The sequence below is a fragment of the Heliomicrobium sulfidophilum genome (assembly GCF_057715735.1).
This window is the reverse complement of record NZ_JBVTZZ010000005.1, coordinates 729,000-752,083: the sequence shown is the minus strand read 5'-3', so window position 1 is coordinate 752,083 and position 23,084 is coordinate 729,000. Positions and strand designations below refer to the sequence as shown.

Genomic DNA, 23,084 nt, shown 5'->3' with positions numbered 1-23,084 from the left:
AGTCGTGACAATATGTTCAACCAACTGCTGCAGAAAAAAATCACCCGCCTCATCGGCGGCCTCCTGGTGCTCTCCGTCGCCGCCCTCGGCGCAGCCGGTTGCGGCGCCACATCCGGGGCGAACAGTTCCGGAAGCACTGGCGGACAGCCGGCAGCCTCGAAAACGATCCGCTTCGGCGTCTCCCCCGTGCCCCATGCTGAGATCGCCAAGCTCGCCCAAGACCTCCTGGCCAAAGAGGGCATCGAACTGAAGATCGTCGAGTTCAACGACTATGTGCAGCCCAACCTCGCCCTCGCTGACGGCGAACTGGAAGCCAACTTCTTTCAGCACAAGCCCTACCTGGACACCTTCGCCGCCGAACATAAGCTGGACCTGAAGACAGCCGCCGGCGTTCACGTGGAGCCCATGGGCATTTACTCTAAGCAAGTGAAGAACCTCGCCGACCTGAAGGAAAAGGCCAAAGTCGCCATCCCGAACGATCCGACCAATGGCGGACGCGCTCTGCTGCTTCTCCAATCGGCCGGCCTCATCAAACTGGACCCCAACGCCGGCGTGAAGGCGACGACAAAAGACATCAAAGAAAACTCGAAGGATCTGACCATTACCGAACTGGAAGCGGCCATGCTGCCCAAAGTGCTCGATGACGCCGACATTGCCGTCATCAACACCAACTTCGCCCTCGGCGCCGGTCTCAACCCCCTCAAAGACGCTCTCACGATGGAAGGCAAGGATTCCCCCTATGTGAACATCGTCGTCGTCAAAAAGGGCAACGAGAACAACGAAGCGATCCAGAAGCTGGTCAAGGCGCTCACCAGCCCGGAAGTGAAGAAGTTCATCGATGAGAAGTACAAAGGGGCCGTCGTCCCCGCCTTTTAAAAATCTGTCCTCGATTTGACCCAGACGGTTACGCCACGTCGCCGCCCAGGACCCGGAAAACATCACCGCCGTGGCAAGTTGCGCGATGTAACAGCCAATAAATTTTTCGAATAACACCCTTTAAATGCTCCGTCCTACCGGCTGAACCGTTCGTATTTTCAGACAACCCCTGTGTTTGATCCACCCTACCCCGCATAAGGTAGAAGTAACCATCCAGCCAACTACGCTACCGAAACGGTGAAGGGGCAAATGGCGCGGCATACAGGAAGAAATTGGCCATGCCTTCGGATAAGAACAGGGGGGAGCGATTTGGAGTTTCTCAATAAATTGGAAAACTACCGGCAGCGGGAGAGAGAGTTAGCCTGGGAAGGTACTTTCCGGGATTATCTCCATTTGGTGAAGGAGCGGCCCTTCATCACCCAACTGGCCCACTCCCGAATCTACAACATGATCGTCTCGGAGGGAGTGGAGGAGATCAACGGCGTCAAGCGCTACAAGTTTTTCTCCCACGAGATGTTTGGATTGGACAAAACGCTGGAGACGCTCGTTGAAGAGTACTTTCATTCCTCCGCCCGCCGCACCGAGGTCCGCAAGCGAATCCTCCTGCTCATGGGTCCCGTCTCAGGCGGCAAATCGACCATTGTCATGATGCTCAAGCGGGGCCTGGAGCGGTTCAGCCGCACCGAACTGGGCGCCCTCTACGCCATCAAGGGGTGCCCCATGCATGAAGAGCCTCTCCACCTGATCCCGAAAGAACTACGGGAGGATTTTCAACGAGAGTACAATGTCTACATCGAAGGCAGCCTCTGCCCGCATTGTCGCATGCGCCTGGAGACGGAGTGGAACGGTCGTATTGAGGATGTGCCTGTCGAACGGATCTTCTTCTCCGAAGAAAACCGCGTCGGCGTCGGCACCTTCAGCCCCTCCGACCCCAAAAGCCAGGACATCGCCGACCTCACCGGCTCCATCGACTTCTCCACCATCTCCGAGTACGGCTCAGAATCGGATCCCCGGGCGTACCGCTTTGACGGGGAACTGAACAAGGCCAACAGGGGAATGATGGAATTCCAGGAAATGTTAAAAGCGGACGAAAAATTCCTTTGGAACCTGCTGTCTCTCTCTCAGGAGGGCAACTTCAAGGCCGGCCGATTCGCCCTCATCTCCGCCGACGAACTGATCTGCGCCCACACGAACGAGAGCGAATACAAGGCCTTCGTATCGAACAAGAAAAACGAGGCCCTCATCTCGCGGATGATCGTCGTCCGGGTGCCCTACAACCTGAAGGTGAGCGACGAGGTCCGCATCTATGAAAAATTGATCTCCCAGTCCGACCTGCGCCACATCCATATTGCGCCTCATGCCTTGCGGGCAGCCGCCATTTTCTCTGTCCTGTCTCGGCTGAAGGAATCGAAGAAACAGGGCATGGACCTCGTGAAGAAGATGCGACTTTACGACGGCGAGGACGTGGAAGGGTTTAAGCAAAAAGACCTCGTCGAACTGCAAAACGAAGCCCTTGATGAGGGCATGAGCGGTGCCGACCCGCGCTATGTCATCAACCGCCTCTCGTCGGCTCTCATTCGCAAAGACACGGTCTGCATCAACGCCCTCGACGTGCTGCGCGCCATCAAAGACGGCCTTGACCAGCACCCCTCCATCTCCAAGGAGGAGCGAGACCGCCTGCTCAACTACATCGCGATCGCGCGCAAAGAGTTTGACGATATCGCCAAAAAAGAGGTCCAGAAGGCCTTCGTCTACGCCTACGAAGAGTCGGCCCGGACCATGCTGAACAACTACCTCGACAACGTGGAGGCCTTCTGCAACGGCACGAAGCTGAGGGATCCCATCACCGACGAGGAGATGGATCCCGATGAGAAGCTCATGCGCTCCATTGAAGAGCAGATCGGCATCAGCGAAAATGCTAAGAAAGCCTTCCGTGAAGAGATCCTCATCCGCCTCTCCACCTACGCCCGCAAGGGCAAGAGCTTCGACTACACCTCTCATGAGCGGCTCAAAGAGGCCATTGAGAAGAAACTCTTCGCCGACTTGAAGGATGTCGTCAAGATCACCACCTCCAGCCGCACGCCCAACGCCGAGCAGTTGAAGCGCATGAACGAAGTGACGGCCCGCCTGATCGAGGATCACGGCTACTGCCACGTCTGCGCCAACGAACTGCTGCGCTACACCGGCTCCCTCCTCAACCGCTAGGAGGTGGTCGGAATGTCCGGCGATTTCTCCATCAGCCGAGAGGACTGGTCGCTCCACCGCAAGGGCTTCATCGACCAGACCCGGCACCAGGAAAAGGTGCGCGAGGCGATCAAGAAAAACCTCCCCCAGATCATCAGCGAAGAAGCGCTGATCCTCAACGACGGCCAAAAGACGGTGAAGGTGCCCATCCGCTCCTTGGAGGAGTATCGCATCCGCTACGACCATAACAAGCAGAAGCATGTCGGCCAGGGCAACGGCGGCAGCAAGGTGGGTGATGTCCTCGGCCGGGAACTGCAGCCGGCGTCAGGGCAAGGCAACGGCGGCGCCGGCGCCGAGCCAGGCGTGGACTACTTTGAGGCGGAAGTCGACGTCGACGAACTGGAAGACATCCTTTTTACCGATCTCAACCTGCCCAACATGGAGGATAAAGCCGCCCCGGAATTGGAGACCGAGTCCTACCGTTTCACCGACATTCGCAAAAAAGGGCTCCAAGGCAACATCGACCGCAAGCGCACTCTGATCGAGGCGTTCAAGCGAAACGCATTGAAGGGTACCCCCGGCTTTTTCCCTGTCCTGCCGGAAGATCTCCGCTACAAGACCTGGGAGGTCCACCATGAGCGCCACTCCAACGCTGTCGTGCTGGCCATGATGGACACCTCCGGCTCGATGGGCAACTTTGAAAAGTACATCGCCCGCACCTTTTTCTTCTGGATGACCCGATTTCTGCGCAGCAAGTACCACGCTGTCCAGATCGTCTTCGTCGCCCACCACACAGAGGCGAAGGAGGTCACCGAGGAGGAGTTCTTCACCAAAGGCGAATCGGGCGGAACGCGCTGCTCCTCGGCCTACCAACTGGCCAACGAGATCATCGACAAGCGCTTCCCGCCCCAGGACTACAACATCTACGCCTTCCACTTCTCTGACGGCGACAACCTCTCCACCGACAACGAACAGTGCGTCCGCCTGGTCAACGAGTTGTTGGGCAAGTGCAACCAGTTCGGTTACGGCGAAATCGTCCGGTCTCATTTTTCCAGTACGTTAATGAACGCCTTCCGGAAGGTCCAGAGCTCGAAGTTCTCGACAGTGACGATTCGCGACAAGAGCGAGGTCTATGGGGCGTTGAAGACCTTTTTTAAGCCGACAGAAAAGTAGGCGGTCAATTACCCAATTTCCACTTTTTTTGTTAGAATAAAGAGGCAAAGAAATAATCGCCATTCCGCCTATTCGACCTCTTCCACTCCACCCACCAGCGGGTGGAGTTTTTATTTGCATTGGTGCTTGGGGAGGGAATAGAAAACCATAGATGGGTATCAGGAGGGGAAGGGAAGTTGGCGCTGCCGAAAGTGGTTCAAGTGGACAAAGAAAAGTGCACCCACTGTCTCGCTTGTTTGGAGGCCTGCCCGGTCAAGCTTTGCAATGTCGTCGAAGCGGACCAGGTTTCCATCATCGACGATCTGTGCATCGGCTGCGGGGAATGTGTCCGCATCTGCAACGCCAAGGGGCATCAGGCCCGGACCGGTGTTGACGATTTTCCGGAGTTTCTCGCCGACCTGCAAGAAGGTGTCTCCATCGGCGCGCTGATCGCGCCGGCGGCGGCTGTCAACTATCAGGGACGGCTCCCGCAGTTGCTTACAGCCTTGAAGCAGATGGGGGTGAAGGCGGTCATCGATGTCAGTTTCGGGGCCGAACTGACCACCTATCTCTACCTGAAGGCCTTGAAAGCGGGGGCGCGCAAACCGATCATCGCCCAACCCTGCCCGGCCATCGTCACCTTTATCGAGACCTACCACCCCGATCTGATCCCCTACCTGGCCCCCACACACTCGCCGGCACTCGATGCAGCCGTCTGGGTAAAAGGCCGGCCCGAATTTCGAGGCCTCAAGCTGGCCTTTGTCGGCCCCTGCCTGGCCAAGCGGCGCGAGTTTCACGACCCGAACACGAAAGGGGTCGTCGCCTATAATGTCACCTACGCCTCGCTGGAACGTTATTTTGCCGAAAAGGGAATCGACCTCGGCCGGCTGGCACCGTCCGGCTTCGACTCGCCGGAGGCGGAACGCGCCGTCATCTACTCCCAGCCGGGCGGACTGACGGAAACCTTTCAACGTTTCGGCGTGCCGGTGGAAAGAGCCGACATCCCCCGGGTCGAAGGCGCCGCTGAGGTCTACAGTGAGTACATCCCCATGCTGAAGGAGGATATCCGGCGCGGCCAGGCGCCCGTGCTGGTTGACATCCTCAACTGCCTCCACGGTTGCAATGTCGGTCCCGCCACGACCCACCACCTGACGCGCTACCAGGTCGACCGGCTTATGGATGAGCGCAAAAAAGGGCAAATCGAAAAACATAAGCAAAAAAAAGGCGGCCTTTTCAGTAAGGAAAAGGCGCCCTTTGATCAAATCTATGCCGAACTGGAGCGCAGCGGTCTCGACTTTTCCCGCCTTTACAGCGACCGCTCCGCCCTTTGCCGTTCTGCTGAACCGACGCGGGAAGAGGCGGAACGGATTTGGGAAAACCTGCATAAGCCTACGGAAGAGGAACGCAAAATCAACTGTCAGTGCTGCGGCTACGGCACTTGTGACGACATGATGCGGGCGATTTTTAACCAGCGAAACCGGGTGGACAGTTGTAAGTATTACCTGATCAAGGAGAACGAACTGAACCTGTTGCGAAAGACGCAGGAGGCTGCGGCGGCGGAGCAGTTGGCCAGCCAGAATGAATTGGAGAAGGTGCGGGTCCAGGAGACCTATGAACGGCTTATCGGGCTGAACAGGCAGGTGGCCGAAACGGTGGCCCACATCGGCGCCACCAACGAAGACCTTTCTCATAGCTTTCAATCGATCATTCAGGGCGCTACGGAGATGGTGAAGGAGATGACCCGGCTTTCAGAGGACTCGGTCCGTATCCGCGGCTTTAGCAAAGACTCGGCGAAAATCATCGATCAGATCCAAAACATCGCCGTTCAGACGAACCTGCTGGCCCTCAACGCGGCCATTGAGGCGGCCCGAGCCGGTGACAGCGGTCGCGGTTTTGCCGTCGTGGCCGACGAGGTAAAGAAGCTGGCCCACCAGTCGGCTTCCGGAACGGACCGGATCCGAGCGTTCATCAGCGCCATCGCCAATGAGTCCGGTTCACTCGATCAGAAGACAGCCAATGCCCTCGAGGTATCGCGCCGGATCACCGTCGCTATCGAGGAGACGGCCAACATCCTCAAGCGGCAGTCGCGGGAACTGGCCGACGAAGCCGACAAGCTGAAGTCGATGCGGGAGGAAAGCGGGAGGAAATCTTTTTCCTAATCTTCACTGACGGATGTCGGCGCCTCCTTATAATACGTGAGCAGGGCAATGTCATTACAAAAATCATTCCAAAATTCATTCCATAAAAAAAGCCGGCGATGCCGGCAGAAGTTTCCGGGGAGGTATCGCCTCCCCTTATTTATTGGTTGCGCTGTTGTGTTCCATTCGAAGATCCCTCACTCATCAGCCCGCCTTTGTTCAGCAAGGGCAAGCTTGAATTACAGGTCTTTCTTTTCAAAAACCCGGATCGCCAGCCAGAGGGAAAGGAGGATATAAAGCCCCACATAGGCCAGCATCAGGTTGCTCGGCGGCGCGGAGACGCCGAAGGGGCCTGCCGCCAGGGAGGCGAGCGGGTTGGTGTCGCCGCCGGCGACCATGTTCATCAGTTTGCGAAAGAGGGTGTCGCTGGGGATGACCAGGCTGACGCCGATGCCGATGTTGACGAGGTCGCTGCGGTTGATCAGGCCGCCGATCTGTTCGAGGAAACCGCCGACGACGGAGAGACCGTAGAGAAGGACTGACATGATCCCGGCGGTGAGGGTGCGAAAGAGGGTGCTGAAGAGCAAGGACACGGCCAGGAGCAGCAGCGGCTGGAGGACGAAGACGCCGGCGCCACCGATCAAGCCCGCCGCATTCAGCGCCGTGAGGGCGGAATGGTTGTAATGATTGTTCAAGAGCATGATGCCGGCGAAGAGGAGCAAGGCGTAGACCGTCAACAGCGTGCCATAGCCGAGAAATTTGCCCAGGACGATCTCTCTTCGCTGCATGGGCTTTGAAACGATGGCCTGGAGCAGTCCGTTTTCGATCTCCGAGGCGATGGAACCGACACTGGCCAATAGGGCCAGCAGCGCCAGGAGAAAGGAAGAGAAGTAGAGGCCGGCGCCCAAGATCTGCTGACCGATGACTTGGCGTGCCACCAGTTGTACTCCGCCAGGGGCCGTCTGGATTTTGACGAATTCCTTGGCGACCAGGTGAAGCGCGGCGCCGTAGAGGGCGAGAAAGATGGCCGAGAGCAGGAGGGTGAGCAGGAAGATCCGTTTTTTTGACGCCTCCTGGAAGGTGAGGCGGGCGATGGCGAACAGGGCTGATCCCTCCTAACCGTCGGCGATGGTTTCGAGAAAGAGTTCTTCCAGGGAGCCGGTCAGGGGGGCCACCTCGTGGACGGGAATGCCGGCGCGGACGAGGGCCTCCACGAGCCGGGGGATGTCGGGCGACTGTTCCGCCCAGGTGAAGATCCACTCTTTGCGGGGCTGCTTGTCCGGTCCATCGGGCAGCGTTGTCTCCCGCGTCAGGGCGACGCCGGGGAGGGCGAGCGTTTGCGCCAGGTCAGCAGGGGAACCACCGCTGCCGGCGATGTTGCTGCCTGCACTGTCCCTACCGTTGGCGCCGCGAACACCGCTGACATTGTTACCGCTAACAGCTCCGCCAACAGGGTTGACGCTGCAGCCTTCGGCGCCAACGACGACCCGCGCCTGCCGCAGCGGCCCGGCCAGCTCGCGCCAGTCGCCCTGAAAGAGCAACCGGCCCTGCTTGATGATGGCGATGCGGTCACAGACCGTCTCCAGTTCGCTCAAGAGGTGGCTGTTGAGAAAGACCGTCTTGCCCTGAGCGCGCAGTTGGACGAGGAGGTTCCGGACCTCCTTGCGACCGATGGGGTCGAGGGCCGATGTGGGTTCATCGAGGAAGATCAGTTCCGGGTCTGGCAGGAGGGCGCAGGCGAGGCCGATGCGCTGCTGCATGCCCTTGCTGTACTCGCCCACCCGTTTGTGTCCCTGTTCCCCTAGGCCGACCGTTTCCAGGACGACGGGGATGCGATCGGACGCCTCCCGTGCCGAGAGACCGTAGAGGGAGGCGTGAAAGCGGAGCAACTCTTCACCGCTGAGCCAGTCGTGGTAGCGGAAGACCTCCGGCAAAAAGCCGATTTTTTTGCGGACGGCCACCTCTTTGATGGGGCGGCCCAGCAAGTAAGCCTCGCCGGAGGTCGGCTTGAGCAGGCCTACGAGCATCTTGACGAGGGTGCTCTTCCCGGCGCCGTTGGGGCCGAGGAGGCCGAAGATGCAGCCGCGGGGGACGGCCAGGGAAATATCCCGGCAGCCCCCGTGACCTTGATAGGTTTTCGTCAATGCGAGCGTTTCGATGGCGGGCACAGGTTCACCCCATATCATTGTCGCGGCCAGGGAGGGTTATTTCAGCGAGCGGGCCACTTTCAGGAGCGTATCCTTGTCGACGGGGCCGTTCATCTGGTAGAGGACGCCCTGGTCCAGCCAGAAGAGGTTGCTGATGCCGCGCTTGTTGACACCGTAGACGCCCTCGGCGCCGTTGACATCGACTTTTTCAACGGATCCGTCCACATCGGGGATGACCATGGTATTCTGCCAGTCTTCGATACCGGCCAACTGGGTGCGCACGTCCTGGGGCAGGAGCGGGAAGTCGAGCAGGGCCGCCCGCAGGTCGAAGGGATTGACGCCGTCAGGGACGGTCAGTTCCGGGCTGGCGAACTGGTTCAGGTTGATGCGGCTGTGATTTTCCTCGTGGACGAAGGCGTTCCGAGCGCCGGCGGGGATGCGCAGGCCGAAGGCTTTGCCCTGCAAGCTGTCGGGCAGCAGGGTTGTCGCCCCCATCCCTTTCAGCAGGTTGTTGACTTGGGCCACATCGAGGCGGAACTCGGAACGTCCCTCGGAAGAGAGGGACACTTCGATGGGACGGTCGAATCCGTCAGGCAGGAAGTCGGGCTGCTTGAAGGCAAAGGGCAGCAGTTCCGCCGCTTTGGCGGGAGAAACCCGTTTCTCTTCCGGTTTTTGCAGGACCTCGACCTTGCCAAATTGCTGCAGATCCACCTGGCCAACCTTCGATTTGACGGCCTGGGCCATATCGTTGATCTGTTCCGGCGTCACCTGGACGATTTGCAGTTTCTGCACCCGGAAGAGGGACAGGAAATCGGCCACCGCCTGTTGCACCGGAGCGACCGTCAGGGCGCCTGTCACCAGGGCGGCGGCTGCGGCGGCGCTGACCCATTTTTTCCATTGCGTTGTCATCGGGATTCCTCCTCGTTTGTCTGTCGATAGGGGGGAGCGGAGCCTGTCGGGTTCAAAGGGCGGGAGGGACGACGGCGGGAAGGAGGACTCGGTTTCGATCGCCTTGGCGTAGGCGGTCACCCGCCGGTCGGACCATTGCTCCAGTTCGGTCAGTTCAGCCAGTGTGGCGGAACAAGGGGCGCAGGTGTCCAGGTGGCGTTGCAGTTCTGCTTTTTCATCAGCGGTTACTTCGTTGTCCAGATAAGCCTGCCAGGTTCCTTGATCACGGCAGTTCATCGGATCACCCCCCTTTGAGCGGCTGGTTGCGGAGTAGTTCATAGGCTTTTTTGAATCGCTCGCGGGCCCGGATGAGCACTGTTCCCACGGAACTGCGACCGATCTCGGCGGCAACGGCGATCTCGTCGTAACTGAATCCGGAGAACTTGAGCAGCAGGACGAGGCGGTCTCGTGGCTGCAAGCGGTCCAAGGCCAGGCGGGTGAGGCGCGCCTCCTCCCGTTCCAGGACCACCTGCTCGGCGGACAGGGCGGCTGTGGCCGCCGTCTCAGCAGAGGCTAGGAGAAAGACCTTTTCCTCGCGCTGCCGGCGGCTCCCTTCGCTGCGCAGGTGGCTATAGCAGAGGTTGCTGATCACCTTGCTCAGCCATGCGGCAGGGTGCTCCACCGTGTCAAGACCGGTTCGATGCAGCCGCAGGAAGGCTTCCTGGACGAGATCCTCTCCAGCGGCAGGGTCCCCCAAAAGGAAGGCGGCCTGGCGGCCCAGCTTGGGCGCCATCTCCCGATACAGTTGTTGAAAGCGCTGTTCCATATTTTCACCGTACATCGGAGTTGAAATGGCGATGGGATGGCCGTCGATGGTCTTCGCCCCCTTATAGCCGTTGCGCAACGGTCCCTTTTGGGTTTCCATCTTAGAGACGGCGCCGGGGGAGAAAAGGTGACAGGCCAGGCATTGTTTTTCTGAAGGGAAGGTTTTCGGGGCTCGGGGAAAAGTGTTTTATAATGAGGGGAACCTCGTTGGCAAGAGTTCGCGTCAAAGATTACAATAACAAGAAGCGGGGCAATCGGACAAGCCGGAAAGGTTTGGGATGATCACATAGGAACGGAGGATGGGCCATGCTGGAAAAAGAGATGCGGATGCGTTCGATCACGCGCAAGGAGTTGGGAGAAGCCCTGATCGAACTGGGCGGTGTGGAGCAGTCGCCGGGGCGCTTCGAGGGAGAGGGTTGGCGCGTTGATTTGGGGGCGGAACGGAAGGTCTCCATCGGCGCCTTCCGCCTGCCCGAGATCGTGGTGACCGTCCGGGCCGAACCGGATGTCTTTGAGCGTTTCTTGGCGAGGTTTCGGCTGAAGACGTTGCGGGGAGGGTAAAAAGCAACACCCGCAGCCTCTCTTTCACGGCGCGGGTGTTTATCTCAGATAAAGGTGACTATCTTATTGATTAATATCCCACGGGTTGTCATCACTCGCAGGCGAATTCTCGGTCAGCCCCCGTTGGCGGCAACCCGGACGGTCGACCGTCCCGCCTGCAACAGGCCGGCGCAGTATTCAATGATCTCACGACGACGAACGATACCGATGAAGACGCCGCGGTCATCAAGGACAGGGACAAAGTTCTGTTCACTGGCCAGGGAGATCAGTTCCTCCATCTCTGCATAGATGTGGACAGGCTTGATGTTCATCCGCTGCGGCACATCGATGAGGGAGACCTTGTGCATGGTGTCGAAGCTCAATCCAGGCGTATTCTTCAGCTTCCAGAGGAGATCGCCTTCGGTCAAGGTGCCCACGTAACGGCCCTGGCTGTCGATGAGGGGAACGGCGGTGTAGCGGTGGTATTCCATCTTCTCGGCAGCCTGCCGCATGGTAGAGTGGATGGGGAGGTGGATGACATCTTTTTTCGGGATGAGAAAAAATGCGATGTTCACGTCGGGTAATCTTCCTTTCTCCAGCGACGCTTACGAGGTTAGCTGTCGGGTTCGGGCGGCGGAGTTGCCCTACCTGAGCGTCGGAGGCCCAGGACTCACCCCAGAAGTGGCGGTGTTATCCGCTACGGTTGGTTCCCCCGCTTCCCTGCCCGGGAACTCAGCGATTTGTGAAAATTAAGACTATTTTCTGGATTCGCCTTGGAACCGTTCTTACAAAGGAATCATACACTGCCTCGCCCCCTTTGTAAAACCCCCGATTCGGGCGCAGGGGGGCGTTAGCAGGGAATTCTCTTATGATTGCTAACGTTTTTATGTTAAGGTTTTGTTTTTTATTTCAGAGGAAAATAAGGCGGCGCCGTCGAAAATTCATCGAATGAAAATGGGACTGAAATGGGGGCGGGCGTAATTGTTTTCGGCGCGATCGGGTAAAGTCTCCGAACAGTATGCCGTCGGGGATACGCTAGCTGACGACGTCTTCACCGTCGACGGGCGGCTGTTGATCCCCAAGGGTACGCTGCTCACCGACGCGATTTACCGGCAGATCCTCAAATGGGAAGAGATCGGCATCTTGACGGGACAGAAGCCGAAGGTTTCCGGCCTGGAGATGCAGTACGAATCTTTGAAAAAAGTGGGACAGGAACAGGTTCTGTTCCAACAGTCCATTGAGACGGTGCGCGATGTCTTTCTCGACATGCGCGAGGGACATGGCTTCAATGAAAACGCCATTCGCGACACCACGATGGAGATCGTCTCTGCCATCGCCCGTGATGAGAAGATCGGTCTGCGCCTGTCGCGACTGTGGGATACCGATGATTATACGCTCCATCATTCCGTCGACGTCTGCCTGCTCAGCACGATGATCGGCATGAGCCTGGGCCTCTCGAAAGCGGAGTTGGAGAGCCTGGCTGTCGGCGCCATCCTTCACGACATCGGCAAGATCTACATCCCCGACGCGATCCTGAACAAGCAGGGCAAGCTGACCGACGAAGAATTTACTCTCATCCGCTCCCACCCCGAGGCGGGGATGAAGGTCTTTCAGGAGAGCGGCGTCCGCCTGCCCGAGGAGCAGATGGCCTGCATCCTCCAGCACCAGGAGTGGTGCAACGGCAAAGGCTATCCCAACGGCCTGCGCTACGCCCAGATCCACCTCTTTGCCCGCATCGTCGCTGTCGCCGATGTCTACTCGGCTTTGACGACGAACCGTTCCTACCGGGGGCGGCTTGATCACATCAACGCCGTCAACATCATGAGTTCCAGCGCCCGGGACCACCTCGACAAGCACATCCTCTTCGTCTTCATCGACCGGCTCCGCGATCTGATGCTGAACACGCGGGTGCGTCTCTCCACCGGCGAGGAGGGCTATGTGGTGCAGTTCTACGAGGACTCGCCCATGCAGCCGACGGTGCTGGTGACAGAGACGATAGACGGGCGCAAATTGGTCAGCCCCCACCTGATTCATTTGAAGGAAAAAACTGACGTTTTTATTCAGCAAGTTTTGTTCGGCAAAATCTAAAAGTTAGTGCTATAATTAGAGCATATGTGGATTTTTTCGCAAGTGGGAGGCGATTGGACTGATACGTTTTGAAAAAGTGAACAAGTGGTTTGGGAAGCTGCACGTGCTTCGCGATATTGATTTACATATCCGCGAAGGGGAAGTCGTCGTCGTCATCGGTCCAAGCGGCTCCGGCAAAAGCACATTGCTCCGCTGCATCAACAAGTTGGAGACTGTCACCGAGGGGCGCCTGACTGTCGACGGTTTTCGCATCGACGATCCCAAGACAAACATCAACCTGCTCCGCCAGGAGATCGGCATGGTCTTTCAGCACTTCAATCTCTATCCCCATAAGACGGTCTTGGAAAACATCACCCTGGCGCCGATCAAGGTGCGCAAGGTTGCCAAAGAGGAAGCCGAGAAAACGGCCATGTTCTACCTGAAGAAGGTGGGCATTCCGGAAAAGGCCCAAGCCTTCCCCTCCCAACTCTCCGGCGGACAGCAACAGCGGGTCGCTATCGCTCGGGGCCTGGCCATGAAACCGAAGATCATGCTCTTTGACGAGCCCACTTCGGCCCTCGACCCGGAGATGATCAATGAGGTTCTTGACGTCATGAAGACCCTGGCCAAGGAAGGCATGACCATGGTCGTCGTCACCCATGAAATGGGCTTCGCCCGCGAGGTGGCCGACCGGGTCATCTTCATGGACAACGGCTCTATCATCGAAGAGGGAACGCCGGAGCACTTCTTCATCAACCCCCGGGAAGACCGGACCAAGCTGTTCTTGAGCAAGATCCTCACATCGGCCCACTAATTTTGGCTCGTTGATCGCGGCCCGGTGATCCTGAACGGCTTGATTCCTGTTGCTTGCGCGCTGATTTCGGCTCGCCCCAGGGGCAGCCGGAAGCATAAATAAAACGTATAAGAGGAGGATGTCCATGTTCAAGAAGTGGACCAAAGCAATCGCCCTTTGCTGCACGGCGGCACTCCTGGGCACATTGGCCGTTGGCTGCGGCGGCGGCAGCGCTCCGACTGGCGGCGAGAAGAAACCTGCCGAGACTCAAGCCTCTGGTGACTACATCCAGACCATCAAGAACCGCGGTTACCTGATCGCCGGCGTCAAAAACGACGTGCCCCTCTTCGGACAGTTGAAGTCTGGCGCGGACAAGCCCGAGGGCTTTGAAGTCGACATCATGAAGGAACTGGCCAAGAAGCTCTTCGGTGACGAGAGCAAGGTCAAGCTGGAGAAGGTCGAGTCCCAGACCCGCATCCCCATGCTGCAAAACGGCCAGATCGATATCGTCGCCGGCACGACGACGATCACAGAAGAACGGAAAAAGCAGATCGACTTCTCTGATGTCTACTTCATGGCCGGCCAGTCGCTGCTCGTGAAAAAAGACAGCCCCATCAAGAGCGTGACCGACCTGAAAGGCAAGTCGGTGTCGACGGCCCGTGGCTCCACGAGCGCCAAGAACATACGGGAAAAAGCGCCGGACGCCAAAGTGGATGAGTACGCCACCTACACGGAAGCCTTCCAGGCCTTGAAGCTGGGCCGGGCGGATGCCATGACGACGGACAACTCGATCCTGATGGGCTTTGCCACGGAAGATCCCAACTTTGTGCTCGTCGGTGGCCTCTTCACCGAAGAGCCCTATGGCTTCGGCTTCCAGAAGGGCCATCCCGAGTGGGTCAAGTATGTCAACGACTTCATCAAAGAGATGAAAGCCAACGGCAAGTACGACGAGCTGTATAAGAAGTGGTTCAAACAAGATCCGCCCAAGTAAGGAATCAGAGCTTGCGGGGAGTGGAGCGCGCTTCACTCCCCCTTTGTTGTGAAAGGGGGGTACGCCTGCATGGAGCAGTGGAATGACGTGTTATCTTATGGGCCGCAGTTTTTTTCCGGTCTGAAGGTGACCATCGAAGTGACCCTCTATTCCTTGCTGTTATCCATGGCCATCGGCGTCGTCATCGCTATCCTGCGCGTTTCCGCATCCAAGATCCTCAACGTCATCGGCGTGGCCTATGTGGAGTTCTTTCAAAACACCCCCTTGATCATTCAGGTCTTCTTCATCTATTTTGGCACGCCGGCCCTGGGCATCAAGTTGTCCGGCTTCGCCTGCGGCACCATCGGACTGGCCATGTATACGGGCGCCTATATCGGCGAGGTCTTCCGGGCCGGCATCCAGGCGGTGCCCAAGGGGCAGATGGAAGCGGCCCGTTCATCGGGGATGAGCTATCTCCAAGCCATGGGCTATGTTGTTTTACCCCAAGCGGTGAAGATCGTGTTGCCGCCACTGACGAACCAGGTTGTCAACATGGTGAAAAACTCGGCCATCCTGAGCACCATCGTTGTGGCCGATTTAATGTATGAGACGTACCGCATCGCCAGCGAGACCTTCATCATCTTCGAGGTCTTCATCTTCGCGGCGCTGCTTTACCTGGTCATCACCGTGCCGCTCAGTACGGTCGCCAACCTGCTCGAACAGCGGTTGCGCCGGAGTTCCTAGGGAGGAGGGGGAGTTTTGGACTGGTCGAAATGGACCGTACTCTTTGAACCGAAAAACATCAAGTTTTTGATGACAGGCTTGCAGTGGACCATCGAACTGGCCCTGATCAGCATCGCCCTCAGCCTCATTTTCGGGATCGTCATCTGCGCGCTGCGCATCTCCCAGTATCCCTTTTTGCGCTATCCCGCCTTTTTGTATGTGGAGTCTCTGCGCAACCTGCCTCTGATCTTGTTGATCTTCTTCACCTACTTTGCCTTGCCAAAAATCGGCCTGGGGTTGCCTAAGTTCTGGGCGGCTGTCGTGGCCTTCACCATCTTTACGTCGGCCCTGGTCGCCGAGATCATCCGCGGCGGCATCCAATCGGTGCCTAAGGGGCAGTGGGAAGCGGCCCGTGCTCAAGGTTTTTCCTACCTGGAGACGATGGTCTACATCATCCTCCCTCAGGCGCTCCGCAAGATGATCCCGCCCTTGATCAGCCAGTTCATCACCCTGACGAAGGACACCTCCTACGCTTCGATCATCGGGTTGACGGAGCTGACCGAGCATGGCAAACTGATCTTCATCGAGCACAACAACCCTGTCCAGGTCTTTTTCTTCGTCGCCTGCATCTACTTCGTCGTCAACTTCACCTTGTCCCGGATCGGCGTGTATATGGAAAAACGGATGGCCATGGGTTGAAAGGCGGCGACCGATGAATACAGAGTAAGGGGCTCTCTGTCCAATATGTGGACAGGGGGCCTTTCTGTTCCCTGTGACTAGGCATTGTGATATCTGATACAATAGAAGGGAAATGGGATACGGTATATCTTCTCTATAGCGGCGATAGCAGACAGAAAGACGCATGGAGCGATGAGTCTGAAAAGGAGGGCTTTTCCCGTGGATTGGCTGGCCTTGATTCCAGGTCCGGTTTTTCTGATCCTGTACCCTTTCCTCGCAGGCATCATCATCGTTGGTGCTCTGTTGTCCATCCAGGCCGAGGGCGTTGCCCGGAGTCCGCTGTCGCCGGGGGCGGAGGTGGACCCGGTCCATATGGCCTACCTGCGCGGCGGCTGGAAGGCGGTTGTGGAGGCCATCGTCTTTGATCTGCAGAACCGGGGGAGGATCGCTTTTATCAGGGATGGAAGCCGGCAGCGGCTCGTCGATGCTTCGCCGACAGAGGCTGCAACGCCGCTGGAGCGGGAAGTGATGATCGGGTTTGAACGCGAAGTCACGGCGCAGGTGTTATATAAAAATGACCGCTTCCGGTCACGGATGGAAAGTCTGCTGTCGCCGGTCCGGAGAAATCTGGAGCAGGCGGGCTTGCTGCGCAGTGCCGAGGAAGGAAGTCGTGTCACCAAAATCGCTCTGATGGCCGTGGCAGCCATTGTTCTCGCCGGGGCGGTCAGACTCGTTGCCGGTCTGAGTATCGACAGGCCCGTTGTTTTTCTTGTGGTGGAGATGATCGGCCTGCCGGTGGCAGCCTGGTTGATCTTGGCGCCCACCCGTCCGTTGACCGGCCTTGGCGTCGCCTATCTGAAGAACGCCAACGAGCGCTTTGAATGGGTCCGCCGGGAGTTTCGGCAGGCGAACAACCCGCTTGATGTGAACCCGGCCCTCTATGTGGCCCTCTTCGGCGCCGGTTTTGTGACGTCCGGCATGGGCTATGACCCCTATTATGAGATGTTTGCCCGTTACGGCGGGAAAAACGGTCCGCTTGGCGCCGGTTCCTCCGGTGGCTGCGGCGGCGGTTGCGGCGGCAGCGTCTCCGGTGGTGGCGGTGGCTGCGGCGGCAGCGACTCCGGTGGTGGCTGCGGTGGTGGCTGCGGTGGTGGCGGCGGTGGTGGCTGTGGCGGCGGCGGTTGTGGCGGGTGACGGGATCGATGCTGCTGCAGTGGCACATCACCGAGCGGTGCAACTGGCGCTGTAAACATTGCTACCAGGAGGACAGGGAGTCCGTTGGCGCCGGTGGCGTTGCTGATGATGCTGTCGAGGACGTGGCCGGTGCTGCCGGCGCTGCTGTGAGCGCGGGTATAGGCGGGGCTGTCGATAACGCTGAACTTCCTCCCTCCGAATGGCCCGGCGTGATCGAACAGTTCAAGGCATTGCTGGTGGAATTGTCACGCCGACAGGGGGAACTGGTTCGCGGTCAGATCACCGTCACCGGCGGCGAGCCCTTCATCCACCCGGACTTTATGGACCTGCTCGCTCTGCTGGCTGCGGAAAAGGCGCATTTTCGCTTTGCCATCCTGACGAACGGCAGTTGTATCGATGATGCTGTCGCCCGGGAACTGCGCCGGCTGGAACCCCGCTTCGTGCAGGTGAGCCTGGAAGGAAGCCGGGAGAGGCACGAAGCCATCCGGGGCGCCGGGACCTATGACCAGGCCGTGTCGGCGCTGGAGTCGCTCGTCCGGCAGGGGGTGCGCGCCTTCATCTCCTTTACAGCCCACCGGGAGAACTACCGGGACTTTCCCGAAGTGGCCCGGCTGGGGCGCAAGCTGAAGGTGGACAAGGTCTGGGCCGACCGGCTGATCCCCTTCGGTCGTGGGGAAGGCTTGGCAGGCGCGTCGCTGACGCCGGATGAGACGCGCGACTTTTTCGAGATCATGGCTCGGGCGCGGCGGGAGGTGGAGCGCTCCTGGTTTTGCTGGAACAGGAACAGGACACGGACCGTCATCGCTCTGGACCGGGCATTGCAGTTTTTGTGCGGAGGCGGGAAACCCTATCGCTGCACGGCGGGAAGAAGCCTGCTCTGTCTCCTGCCAGGAGGCGATGTCACGCCCTGTCGCCGGCTGCCCTTGATCGCCGGCAACGTCCGGCAAAAGCCATTGACCGATATCTATCTCCACGCGCCTTTGCTGGGGCAACTGCGGGATCGGGAGAACGGTCCGGCAGCCTGTACAGGCTGCCTCTACCGGCGCGCCTGTGGCGGCGGTTTGCGTTGCCTCGCCTATGCGGCGACGGGCGATCCCTTTCAGCGCGATCCGGGTTGCTCGATAGGGTGCTGAAGCGATTTCAAAAATAGAAGGGACAGAGCACCATGGCTTGTGAGGTAGTCATCGCCGTGATGAGCGGCAAAGGCGGGACAGGCAAATCGACGGTGGCGGCGCTTTTGGCCGCCGGCCTGGCGAAGGGCGGCCTGTCGGTCGGTGTGATCGATGGCGACATCGCCGGACCGGCGATCCCGGCGCTCTTCGGTTTGCAGGCACCCTTGCGCCGCCATGAGGGTCAGTGGATTCCGGCTGTGACCCGGCGGGGGATTGCGGTATTGTCGGCGGGATTGCTTCCTGACGAAGGGCAGTCCCTGCTCGCCGCTTCGCCCGACCAACGGCGTGAGACGATCGAGCAATGGCTCCGGTCGCCCGTCTGGGCGGAACGGGATGTGCTGATCATCGACATGCCATCTGGGATGGGGGAGGTCCACGAGGCGCTTGTAGAAACCTTTTACCCTTTTTCTGCTCAGCCAGACAGCGAGACCGCTTCGGGATGCATGACCGGATCGGCCTCAGAGAAGCCCGTCCTCGGGGCGCTCCTCGTCACCTCGCTCCGCGACTTGGATCGGCGCGTCGTGCGACGGACGGCAACCTGGCTGAAAGAAAAAGGGATCCCTATCGTCGGTGTCGTGGAAAACGGGGGAGAGATCGAATGCCCCCACTGCGAAAACCTGCTCCCCTTATCGGACGGCGATGAGGCGTGGACAGAAGAAGGGGAGGGCGTCATCGCCTGTTTTCCCTGGTCGGCCAAGCTGATCGACTTTGCCCGGGCAGGCAGACTGGAGGAGTACCACCATCCGCTCGTCTTTGAGATGGCCATAAACATTTGGGAAAGTACGCACAAAGATAGTTGACAGCGGGATTTTCTGGGTGTATGATAAACCCAAGAGGAGCAGCCAAGGCGCTGCAAAGTCTCTCTCCGACAAAGGTGAGAGGGGCTGGGAGGACGGCGGATCGGTTGGCTGGTCCTCATCATAAGGTCGGCCTGCCTGGCCGGCGAGCAGGGGTCTGCAATGTGCGCAGACCCCTCAATTTTTTTCGGAATTGTTTTTTACGCTCAGGTTTTACAGGGAAAAGGGAAACAGATAGCAGGGATTTCGACAGATAACGAGAATTACTTTTAGATGGAATTCCCCCGAGAGGTGAACCTCGTGTCAAGAGTGATGATTGTCAATGATTCTTCCCTAGAAGGACGCATCCTGCTGGATCTGCTCTCCCGGCGCGGCTACCAGGTGGGGATCGCCCGTGACGGCTGGGATGCTCTGAACATGGTGAAGACCTTCCAACCCGATGTGATCATCTCCGATATCGTGCTTCCACGGATGTCGGGGCTGGATATGGTCCGCCGGCTCAAGGAGTGGACCGATGGCTATGATATCCCGGTCATCTTCGCCTCCTCCAGCGATGCGAAGCACGATCGCCTAGAATGCTTAAAAGTGGGCGGCTCCGACTATATTCAAAAGCCGATCGATCATGAGGAACTGATCCTGCGCGTGGAGGTGGCCCTTCGCCACAAGACCTCCATCGACAGCTTGAAGCGGCGTGAGGGGATCCTGCGGGCCGGATCGCTGCGCGACCCCCTGACCGGTCTGTACAACCGGCGCTATTTTGACCAGAAGATGGCCGAGGAATTAGCTCGCGTCGATCGCTACGGCAGCATCCTGACACTGATCATGCTCGACATCGATCACTTCAAGCGGATCAACGACAACTACGGGCACCTCGTGGGCGATAAGATCCTGATCACCATGGCCGGACGTATGAAACTGAATGTGCGCGCCACCGACACGGTCTGCCGGTTCGGGGGCGAGGAATTTGCCATCATCGCCGCGGAAACAGACCTGAAGGGCGCTTTTTCCCTCGCCGAAAAGATGCGCGAGACGGTGGCTGGCGAACCTTTTGTCGTTTCTGACGACCTGGCGCTGACCATCACCTCCAGCTTCGGCATTTCCGAATGCAAGCGGATCAATGATACAGCTCAGACGCTGATCGATCGGGCAGACAAGGCCCTCTATGAGGCCAAGAAGAGCGGACGCAACCGCGTCGAGTGGCTGGGATAACACGAATGATGAGTGGAATGATCGTATAGAAGCGCCGCAGACCACTGTGGCGGTTTATTTTTTTGCCGGAAAAAAAAGCGCCTCCCGCCCATAGACTGTGAGGAGATGTTTAGGGGAGGGGAGGATTGCCGGTGGAACAGGGGCAGATCAAATCGGAATTGGACCGCCTGGGCCGGTCAATTCCCAAGCTGATCGAGATCGCCAAAGACTTCGGCCTCGACTTTTACGATATGCGCTTTGAGGTCGTACCGGCCGATGTGCTCTACACCTTCGGCGCTTATGGGATGCCGACGCGCTTCAGCCACTGGTCGTTTGGGAAAAGCTTTCATCGATTGAAGATGTCCTATGACTACAACTTGTCGCGCATCTATGAACTGGTGATCAACTCTTCGCCCTGCTACGCTTTTCTACTGGAGGGCAACACGCCGATTCAGAACGAACTCGTCGCCGCCCACGTGCTGGCCCACTGCGACTTTTTCAAAAACAACGCCGCCTTCCGGTGGACGTCCCGCCACATGGTCGAATCAATGGCCTCCTCGGCCGAACGCATCCGCGAGTACGAGATCCGCTATGGCCGGGAGAAGGTGGAGACGTTCCTCGACGCCGCCATGGCCGTCCAGGAGCACATCGACCCCCATATTCACACGATTAAAGACGCTGTGCCGAAAGAGCCGAAGGTGCAGCCGGACAGTCCCTTTGAGGATCTCTTTGAGTTGGATAACCTGCTCGCCGGGGGGAGCGGCGGCGCTGCCGGGAGTGGACCAGCTAACGGGTCAGCGAACGGATCAGCGAGTGGCGGCGCGTCGGGCGGAGGCGCCGGCGGTTCAGGGGGCTCCAGTGGGGGTTCGGGCAGCGGCGCCAGTAGAAGCGGCGGCTCGGGCGGCGGGAGCGGCAGCGGCGGCAGTTCCGGCAGTAGTTCTGGTAGCGGAAGCAGAGCGCTTCCGGCCGGAAGGGCTGCGGTTTCATCGACGGCGCAGACGGGGGCGAAATACCCAGGCGATGAGGGGCGAACGAACGGGGAAGAGCGGAAGATCCCGGAGCGGCCCCAAAAGGACCTGCTGTTGTTCATTATGGAGTATGGCCGCTTCCTCGATGACTGGCAGCGGGACATTCTGACCATCCTGCGCGAGGAGATGCTCTACTTCTGGCCCCAGATGCGCACCAAGATCATGAACGAGGGATGGGCCACCTTCTGGCACATGCGGATCATGCGGGAGATGGAGATGGAAGAGGACGACGCCTGGGAGTTTGCCAAGATGCACGCCCAGGTCGTCCAGCCGTCACGCAGTTCCATCAACCCCTACTACCTGGGGCTCAAGATCTTTGAAGATATCGAGAAGCGTTACGGACGCGACATGCTCTTCGAGGTGCGGGAAGTCGACACGGACCAGTCCTTCATTCGCAACTATTTAACAAAGGAACTGGTCGATTCAGCCGACCTGTACCTCTACAAAAAGGTGGGCAACCAGTGGCAGATCGTCGAAAAGAACTGGGAAGTCATCCGTGACGAGATGGTCCAACGCATGACCAACGGCGGCCTGCCGACGTTGTTTGTGGAAGACGGCGACTACAACCGTTCCGGTGAACTACTGGTCCGGCACGCCTATGAAGGGGTGGAGTTGGACATTCCTTATCTGGAGAAGACGTTGCCCCACCTGTATACACTTTGGGGCAGGGCGGTCTATATGGAGACGGTGGTGGACGGGAAGCGGATTCTGTTTAGTTATAATGGGGAGAAGGTGCAGAGGAAGTATTTGTAATAGGCTAAATGGAGAAGAAGTATTGATGGTGTGCCATCGACGTGTTGGTCGATGGTTTTTTGTTCATCTGTGGTGCCCATTACGCTTGAAACAATAATCTCCCAAAGAAGGAATCTCATTGAGGCTTTTCACTTTTCGACAAATGCATATTATCTAATCATATCTGTGAAATAGGTAAAGGGAAAAAAAGAAAGAGGCGACACCCAACTGAACGCTGGGCGTCGCCTCTCTTATTTTCATGTACTCAACCCGTATCTACAACCCGTTATCCCAAAACGCCGCTTATTCCGCAGCGCCCTGCCCGACAACCATTTCTTCGGCCATCTCGGGCATAACGTCGCCTTCGGGAACCATGGCGTCGTCCGCGTCAACCTCTTCAGCCGCGGTCAGAACGGGCAGTTCGCCTTCGTTCTTTCTGCGGTGGTACTCTTCGATCAGGGCGTTGATCCCCTGGAACATGGCGTCCTTGCCGTAGAGGAAACGCATCATGCTGGGGACTTCATCTTTGATGTTGGTGACGGTGATTTCCTTGCCCCGCTCTTCCAGGAGGCGGAGTTGTTCGAAGATGGTCGCCTTGATCTCGTCTTCGCTGCTGCCCCATCGGATGCGGGGCGGCTTCACAGCGACAGGCTCAGCCACTTTGCGGCGGCGGCCACGGCGGGGGGCTTCGTCGATCAACGCGATGGTGGTTTCGGCAACCTCGGCAGACTCCGCAGCAGCTTCGGCGGCCTGGGCTTGGCGTTCGCTCTCTTCTTTGATGGTGGTCTTGACTTCTTCCAGGGACTGGCGGACAGCGGCCAGTTCGTTCATGACCGGCTCGATGGCGCGGTTGACCAGGTCCTGAGCCAGTTGGAAGGCGAATTCAACGGATTGGCGATAACGTTGATAATCAGCGTCCAGTTGCAGCAACGCCTTGTCATGAGGGGAAAACTCGTTAATTTGACGCATGCACGTCCCATCCTTTACATTCG

The 23,084-nt window shown here is 58.4% G+C and carries 21 protein-coding genes and 1 riboswitch; of the genes, 15 read left to right on the top strand and 6 right to left on the bottom strand.

Going from position 1 to position 23,084, the window contains the following annotated elements:
- Window positions 1-12: 12 nt before the first annotated feature.
- The 4 genes from AC0CW1_RS09265 to AC0CW1_RS09250 all read left to right on the top strand — a co-directional run bounded on the left by AC0CW1_RS09265 (window position 13) and on the right by AC0CW1_RS09250 (window position 6,371).
- Window positions 13-876, top strand: coding sequence for a MetQ/NlpA family ABC transporter substrate-binding protein (locus AC0CW1_RS09265; protein ID WP_488182783.1), 864 nt, complete (start codon window positions 13-15; stop codon window positions 874-876).
- 309 nt (window positions 877-1,185) lie between these two features.
- A complete protein-coding gene (locus AC0CW1_RS09260; protein WP_488182782.1) occupies window positions 1,186-3,081 on the top strand; it encodes a PrkA family serine protein kinase in 1,896 nt (631 codons plus the stop codon).
- A 12-nt stretch (window positions 3,082-3,093) separates the two neighbouring features.
- Window positions 3,094-4,233: a sporulation protein YhbH gene (gene yhbH, locus AC0CW1_RS09255; RefSeq protein WP_488182781.1), complete on the top strand. Its 1,140-nt coding sequence runs from the start codon at window positions 3,094-3,096 to the stop codon at window positions 4,231-4,233.
- A gap of 176 nt (window positions 4,234-4,409) precedes the next feature.
- Window positions 4,410-6,371, top strand: a complete 1,962-nt coding sequence (locus AC0CW1_RS09250) for a [Fe-Fe] hydrogenase large subunit C-terminal domain-containing protein (RefSeq protein ID WP_488182780.1) — start codon at window positions 4,410-4,412, stop codon at window positions 6,369-6,371.
- A 218-nt stretch (window positions 6,372-6,589) separates the two neighbouring features.
- On the opposite strand, the gene AC0CW1_RS09245 is transcribed toward AC0CW1_RS09250, so the two are convergent.
- From AC0CW1_RS09245 to AC0CW1_RS09230, 4 genes are read right to left on the bottom strand one after another with little or no spacing between them, the layout of a single operon-like run.
- Window positions 6,590-7,444 carry an ABC transporter permease subunit gene (locus AC0CW1_RS09245; RefSeq protein ID WP_488184122.1) on the bottom strand — a complete coding sequence of 285 codons (855 nt, stop codon included), beginning with the start codon at window positions 7,442-7,444 and terminating at the stop codon, window positions 6,590-6,592.
- A 21-nt stretch (window positions 7,445-7,465) separates the two neighbouring features.
- Window positions 7,466-8,518, bottom strand: coding sequence for an ABC transporter ATP-binding protein (locus AC0CW1_RS09240; protein WP_488182779.1), 1,053 nt, complete (start codon window positions 8,516-8,518; stop codon window positions 7,466-7,468).
- 36 nt (window positions 8,519-8,554) lie between these two features.
- Complete coding sequence (locus AC0CW1_RS09235; RefSeq protein WP_488182778.1) at window positions 8,555-9,682, bottom strand: zf-HC2 domain-containing protein; 1,128 nt, start codon at window positions 9,680-9,682, stop codon at window positions 8,555-8,557.
- Between the two features lie 4 nt (window positions 9,683-9,686).
- Window positions 9,687-10,310, bottom strand: a complete 624-nt coding sequence (locus tag AC0CW1_RS09230) for a sigma-70 family RNA polymerase sigma factor (protein WP_488182777.1) — start codon at window positions 10,308-10,310, stop codon at window positions 9,687-9,689.
- 206 nt (window positions 10,311-10,516) lie between these two features.
- Here AC0CW1_RS09230 and AC0CW1_RS09225 point away from each other — a divergent pair, with 206 nt between their 5' ends.
- Complete coding sequence (locus AC0CW1_RS09225; RefSeq protein ID WP_488182776.1) at window positions 10,517-10,771, top strand: MoaD-like domain-containing protein; 255 nt, start codon at window positions 10,517-10,519, stop codon at window positions 10,769-10,771.
- Between the two features lie 113 nt (window positions 10,772-10,884).
- Here the strand turns inward: AC0CW1_RS09225 and AC0CW1_RS09220 are convergent, their stop codons facing one another.
- A complete protein-coding gene (locus tag AC0CW1_RS09220; RefSeq protein WP_488182775.1) occupies window positions 10,885-11,325 on the bottom strand; it encodes a CBS domain-containing protein in 441 nt (146 codons plus the stop codon).
- A gap of 12 nt (window positions 11,326-11,337) precedes the next feature.
- Window positions 11,338-11,498, bottom strand: a riboswitch (cyclic di-AMP (ydaO/yuaA leader).
- Window positions 11,499-11,731: 233 nt separating this feature from the next.
- Between AC0CW1_RS09220 and AC0CW1_RS09215 the strand changes: the two genes are divergently transcribed.
- From AC0CW1_RS09215 to AC0CW1_RS09170, 10 genes are all read left to right on the top strand, one after another.
- Entirely contained in the window at window positions 11,732-12,838 is a 1,107-nt protein-coding gene (locus AC0CW1_RS09215; protein WP_488182774.1) for an HD-GYP domain-containing protein, read from the top strand.
- A 58-nt stretch (window positions 12,839-12,896) separates the two neighbouring features.
- A complete protein-coding gene (locus tag AC0CW1_RS09210; protein WP_488184121.1) occupies window positions 12,897-13,631 on the top strand; it encodes an amino acid ABC transporter ATP-binding protein in 735 nt (244 codons plus the stop codon).
- 124 nt (window positions 13,632-13,755) lie between these two features.
- On the top strand, window positions 13,756-14,601 hold the full coding sequence (locus AC0CW1_RS09205; protein ID WP_488182773.1) for an ABC transporter substrate-binding protein: 846 nt from the start codon (window positions 13,756-13,758) through the stop codon (window positions 14,599-14,601).
- 69 nt (window positions 14,602-14,670) lie between these two features.
- Window positions 14,671-15,324, top strand: a complete 654-nt coding sequence (locus tag AC0CW1_RS09200; protein ID WP_488182772.1) for an amino acid ABC transporter permease — start codon at window positions 14,671-14,673, stop codon at window positions 15,322-15,324.
- A 15-nt stretch (window positions 15,325-15,339) separates the two neighbouring features.
- Window positions 15,340-16,002: an amino acid ABC transporter permease gene (locus tag AC0CW1_RS09195; RefSeq protein ID WP_488182771.1), complete on the top strand. Its 663-nt coding sequence runs from the start codon at window positions 15,340-15,342 to the stop codon at window positions 16,000-16,002.
- Between the two features lie 198 nt (window positions 16,003-16,200).
- A complete protein-coding gene (locus AC0CW1_RS09190) occupies window positions 16,201-17,175 on the top strand; it encodes a TIGR04222 domain-containing membrane protein (protein WP_488182770.1) in 975 nt (324 codons plus the stop codon).
- A gap of 8 nt (window positions 17,176-17,183) precedes the next feature.
- Entirely contained in the window at window positions 17,184-18,308 is a 1,125-nt protein-coding gene (locus tag AC0CW1_RS09185; RefSeq protein WP_488184120.1) for a radical SAM protein, read from the top strand.
- A 32-nt stretch (window positions 18,309-18,340) separates the two neighbouring features.
- Window positions 18,341-19,147, top strand: coding sequence for a P-loop NTPase (locus AC0CW1_RS09180; protein ID WP_488182769.1), 807 nt, complete (start codon window positions 18,341-18,343; stop codon window positions 19,145-19,147).
- A gap of 297 nt (window positions 19,148-19,444) precedes the next feature.
- On the top strand, window positions 19,445-20,353 hold the full coding sequence (locus AC0CW1_RS09175) for a GGDEF domain-containing response regulator (RefSeq protein ID WP_488182768.1): 909 nt from the start codon (window positions 19,445-19,447) through the stop codon (window positions 20,351-20,353).
- A gap of 131 nt (window positions 20,354-20,484) precedes the next feature.
- Window positions 20,485-22,113 carry a SpoVR family protein gene (locus tag AC0CW1_RS09170; protein ID WP_488182767.1) on the top strand — a complete coding sequence of 543 codons (1,629 nt, stop codon included), beginning with the start codon at window positions 20,485-20,487 and terminating at the stop codon, window positions 22,111-22,113.
- 282 nt (window positions 22,114-22,395) lie between these two features.
- Here AC0CW1_RS09170 and AC0CW1_RS09165 read toward each other — a convergent pair whose 3' ends face one another.
- The gene (locus AC0CW1_RS09165; RefSeq protein ID WP_488182766.1) at window positions 22,396-23,061 is read right to left on the bottom strand and encodes a hypothetical protein; all 666 of its coding nucleotides are present in this window, start codon (window positions 23,059-23,061) and stop codon (window positions 22,396-22,398) included.
- Window positions 23,062-23,084 lie beyond the last annotated feature (23 nt).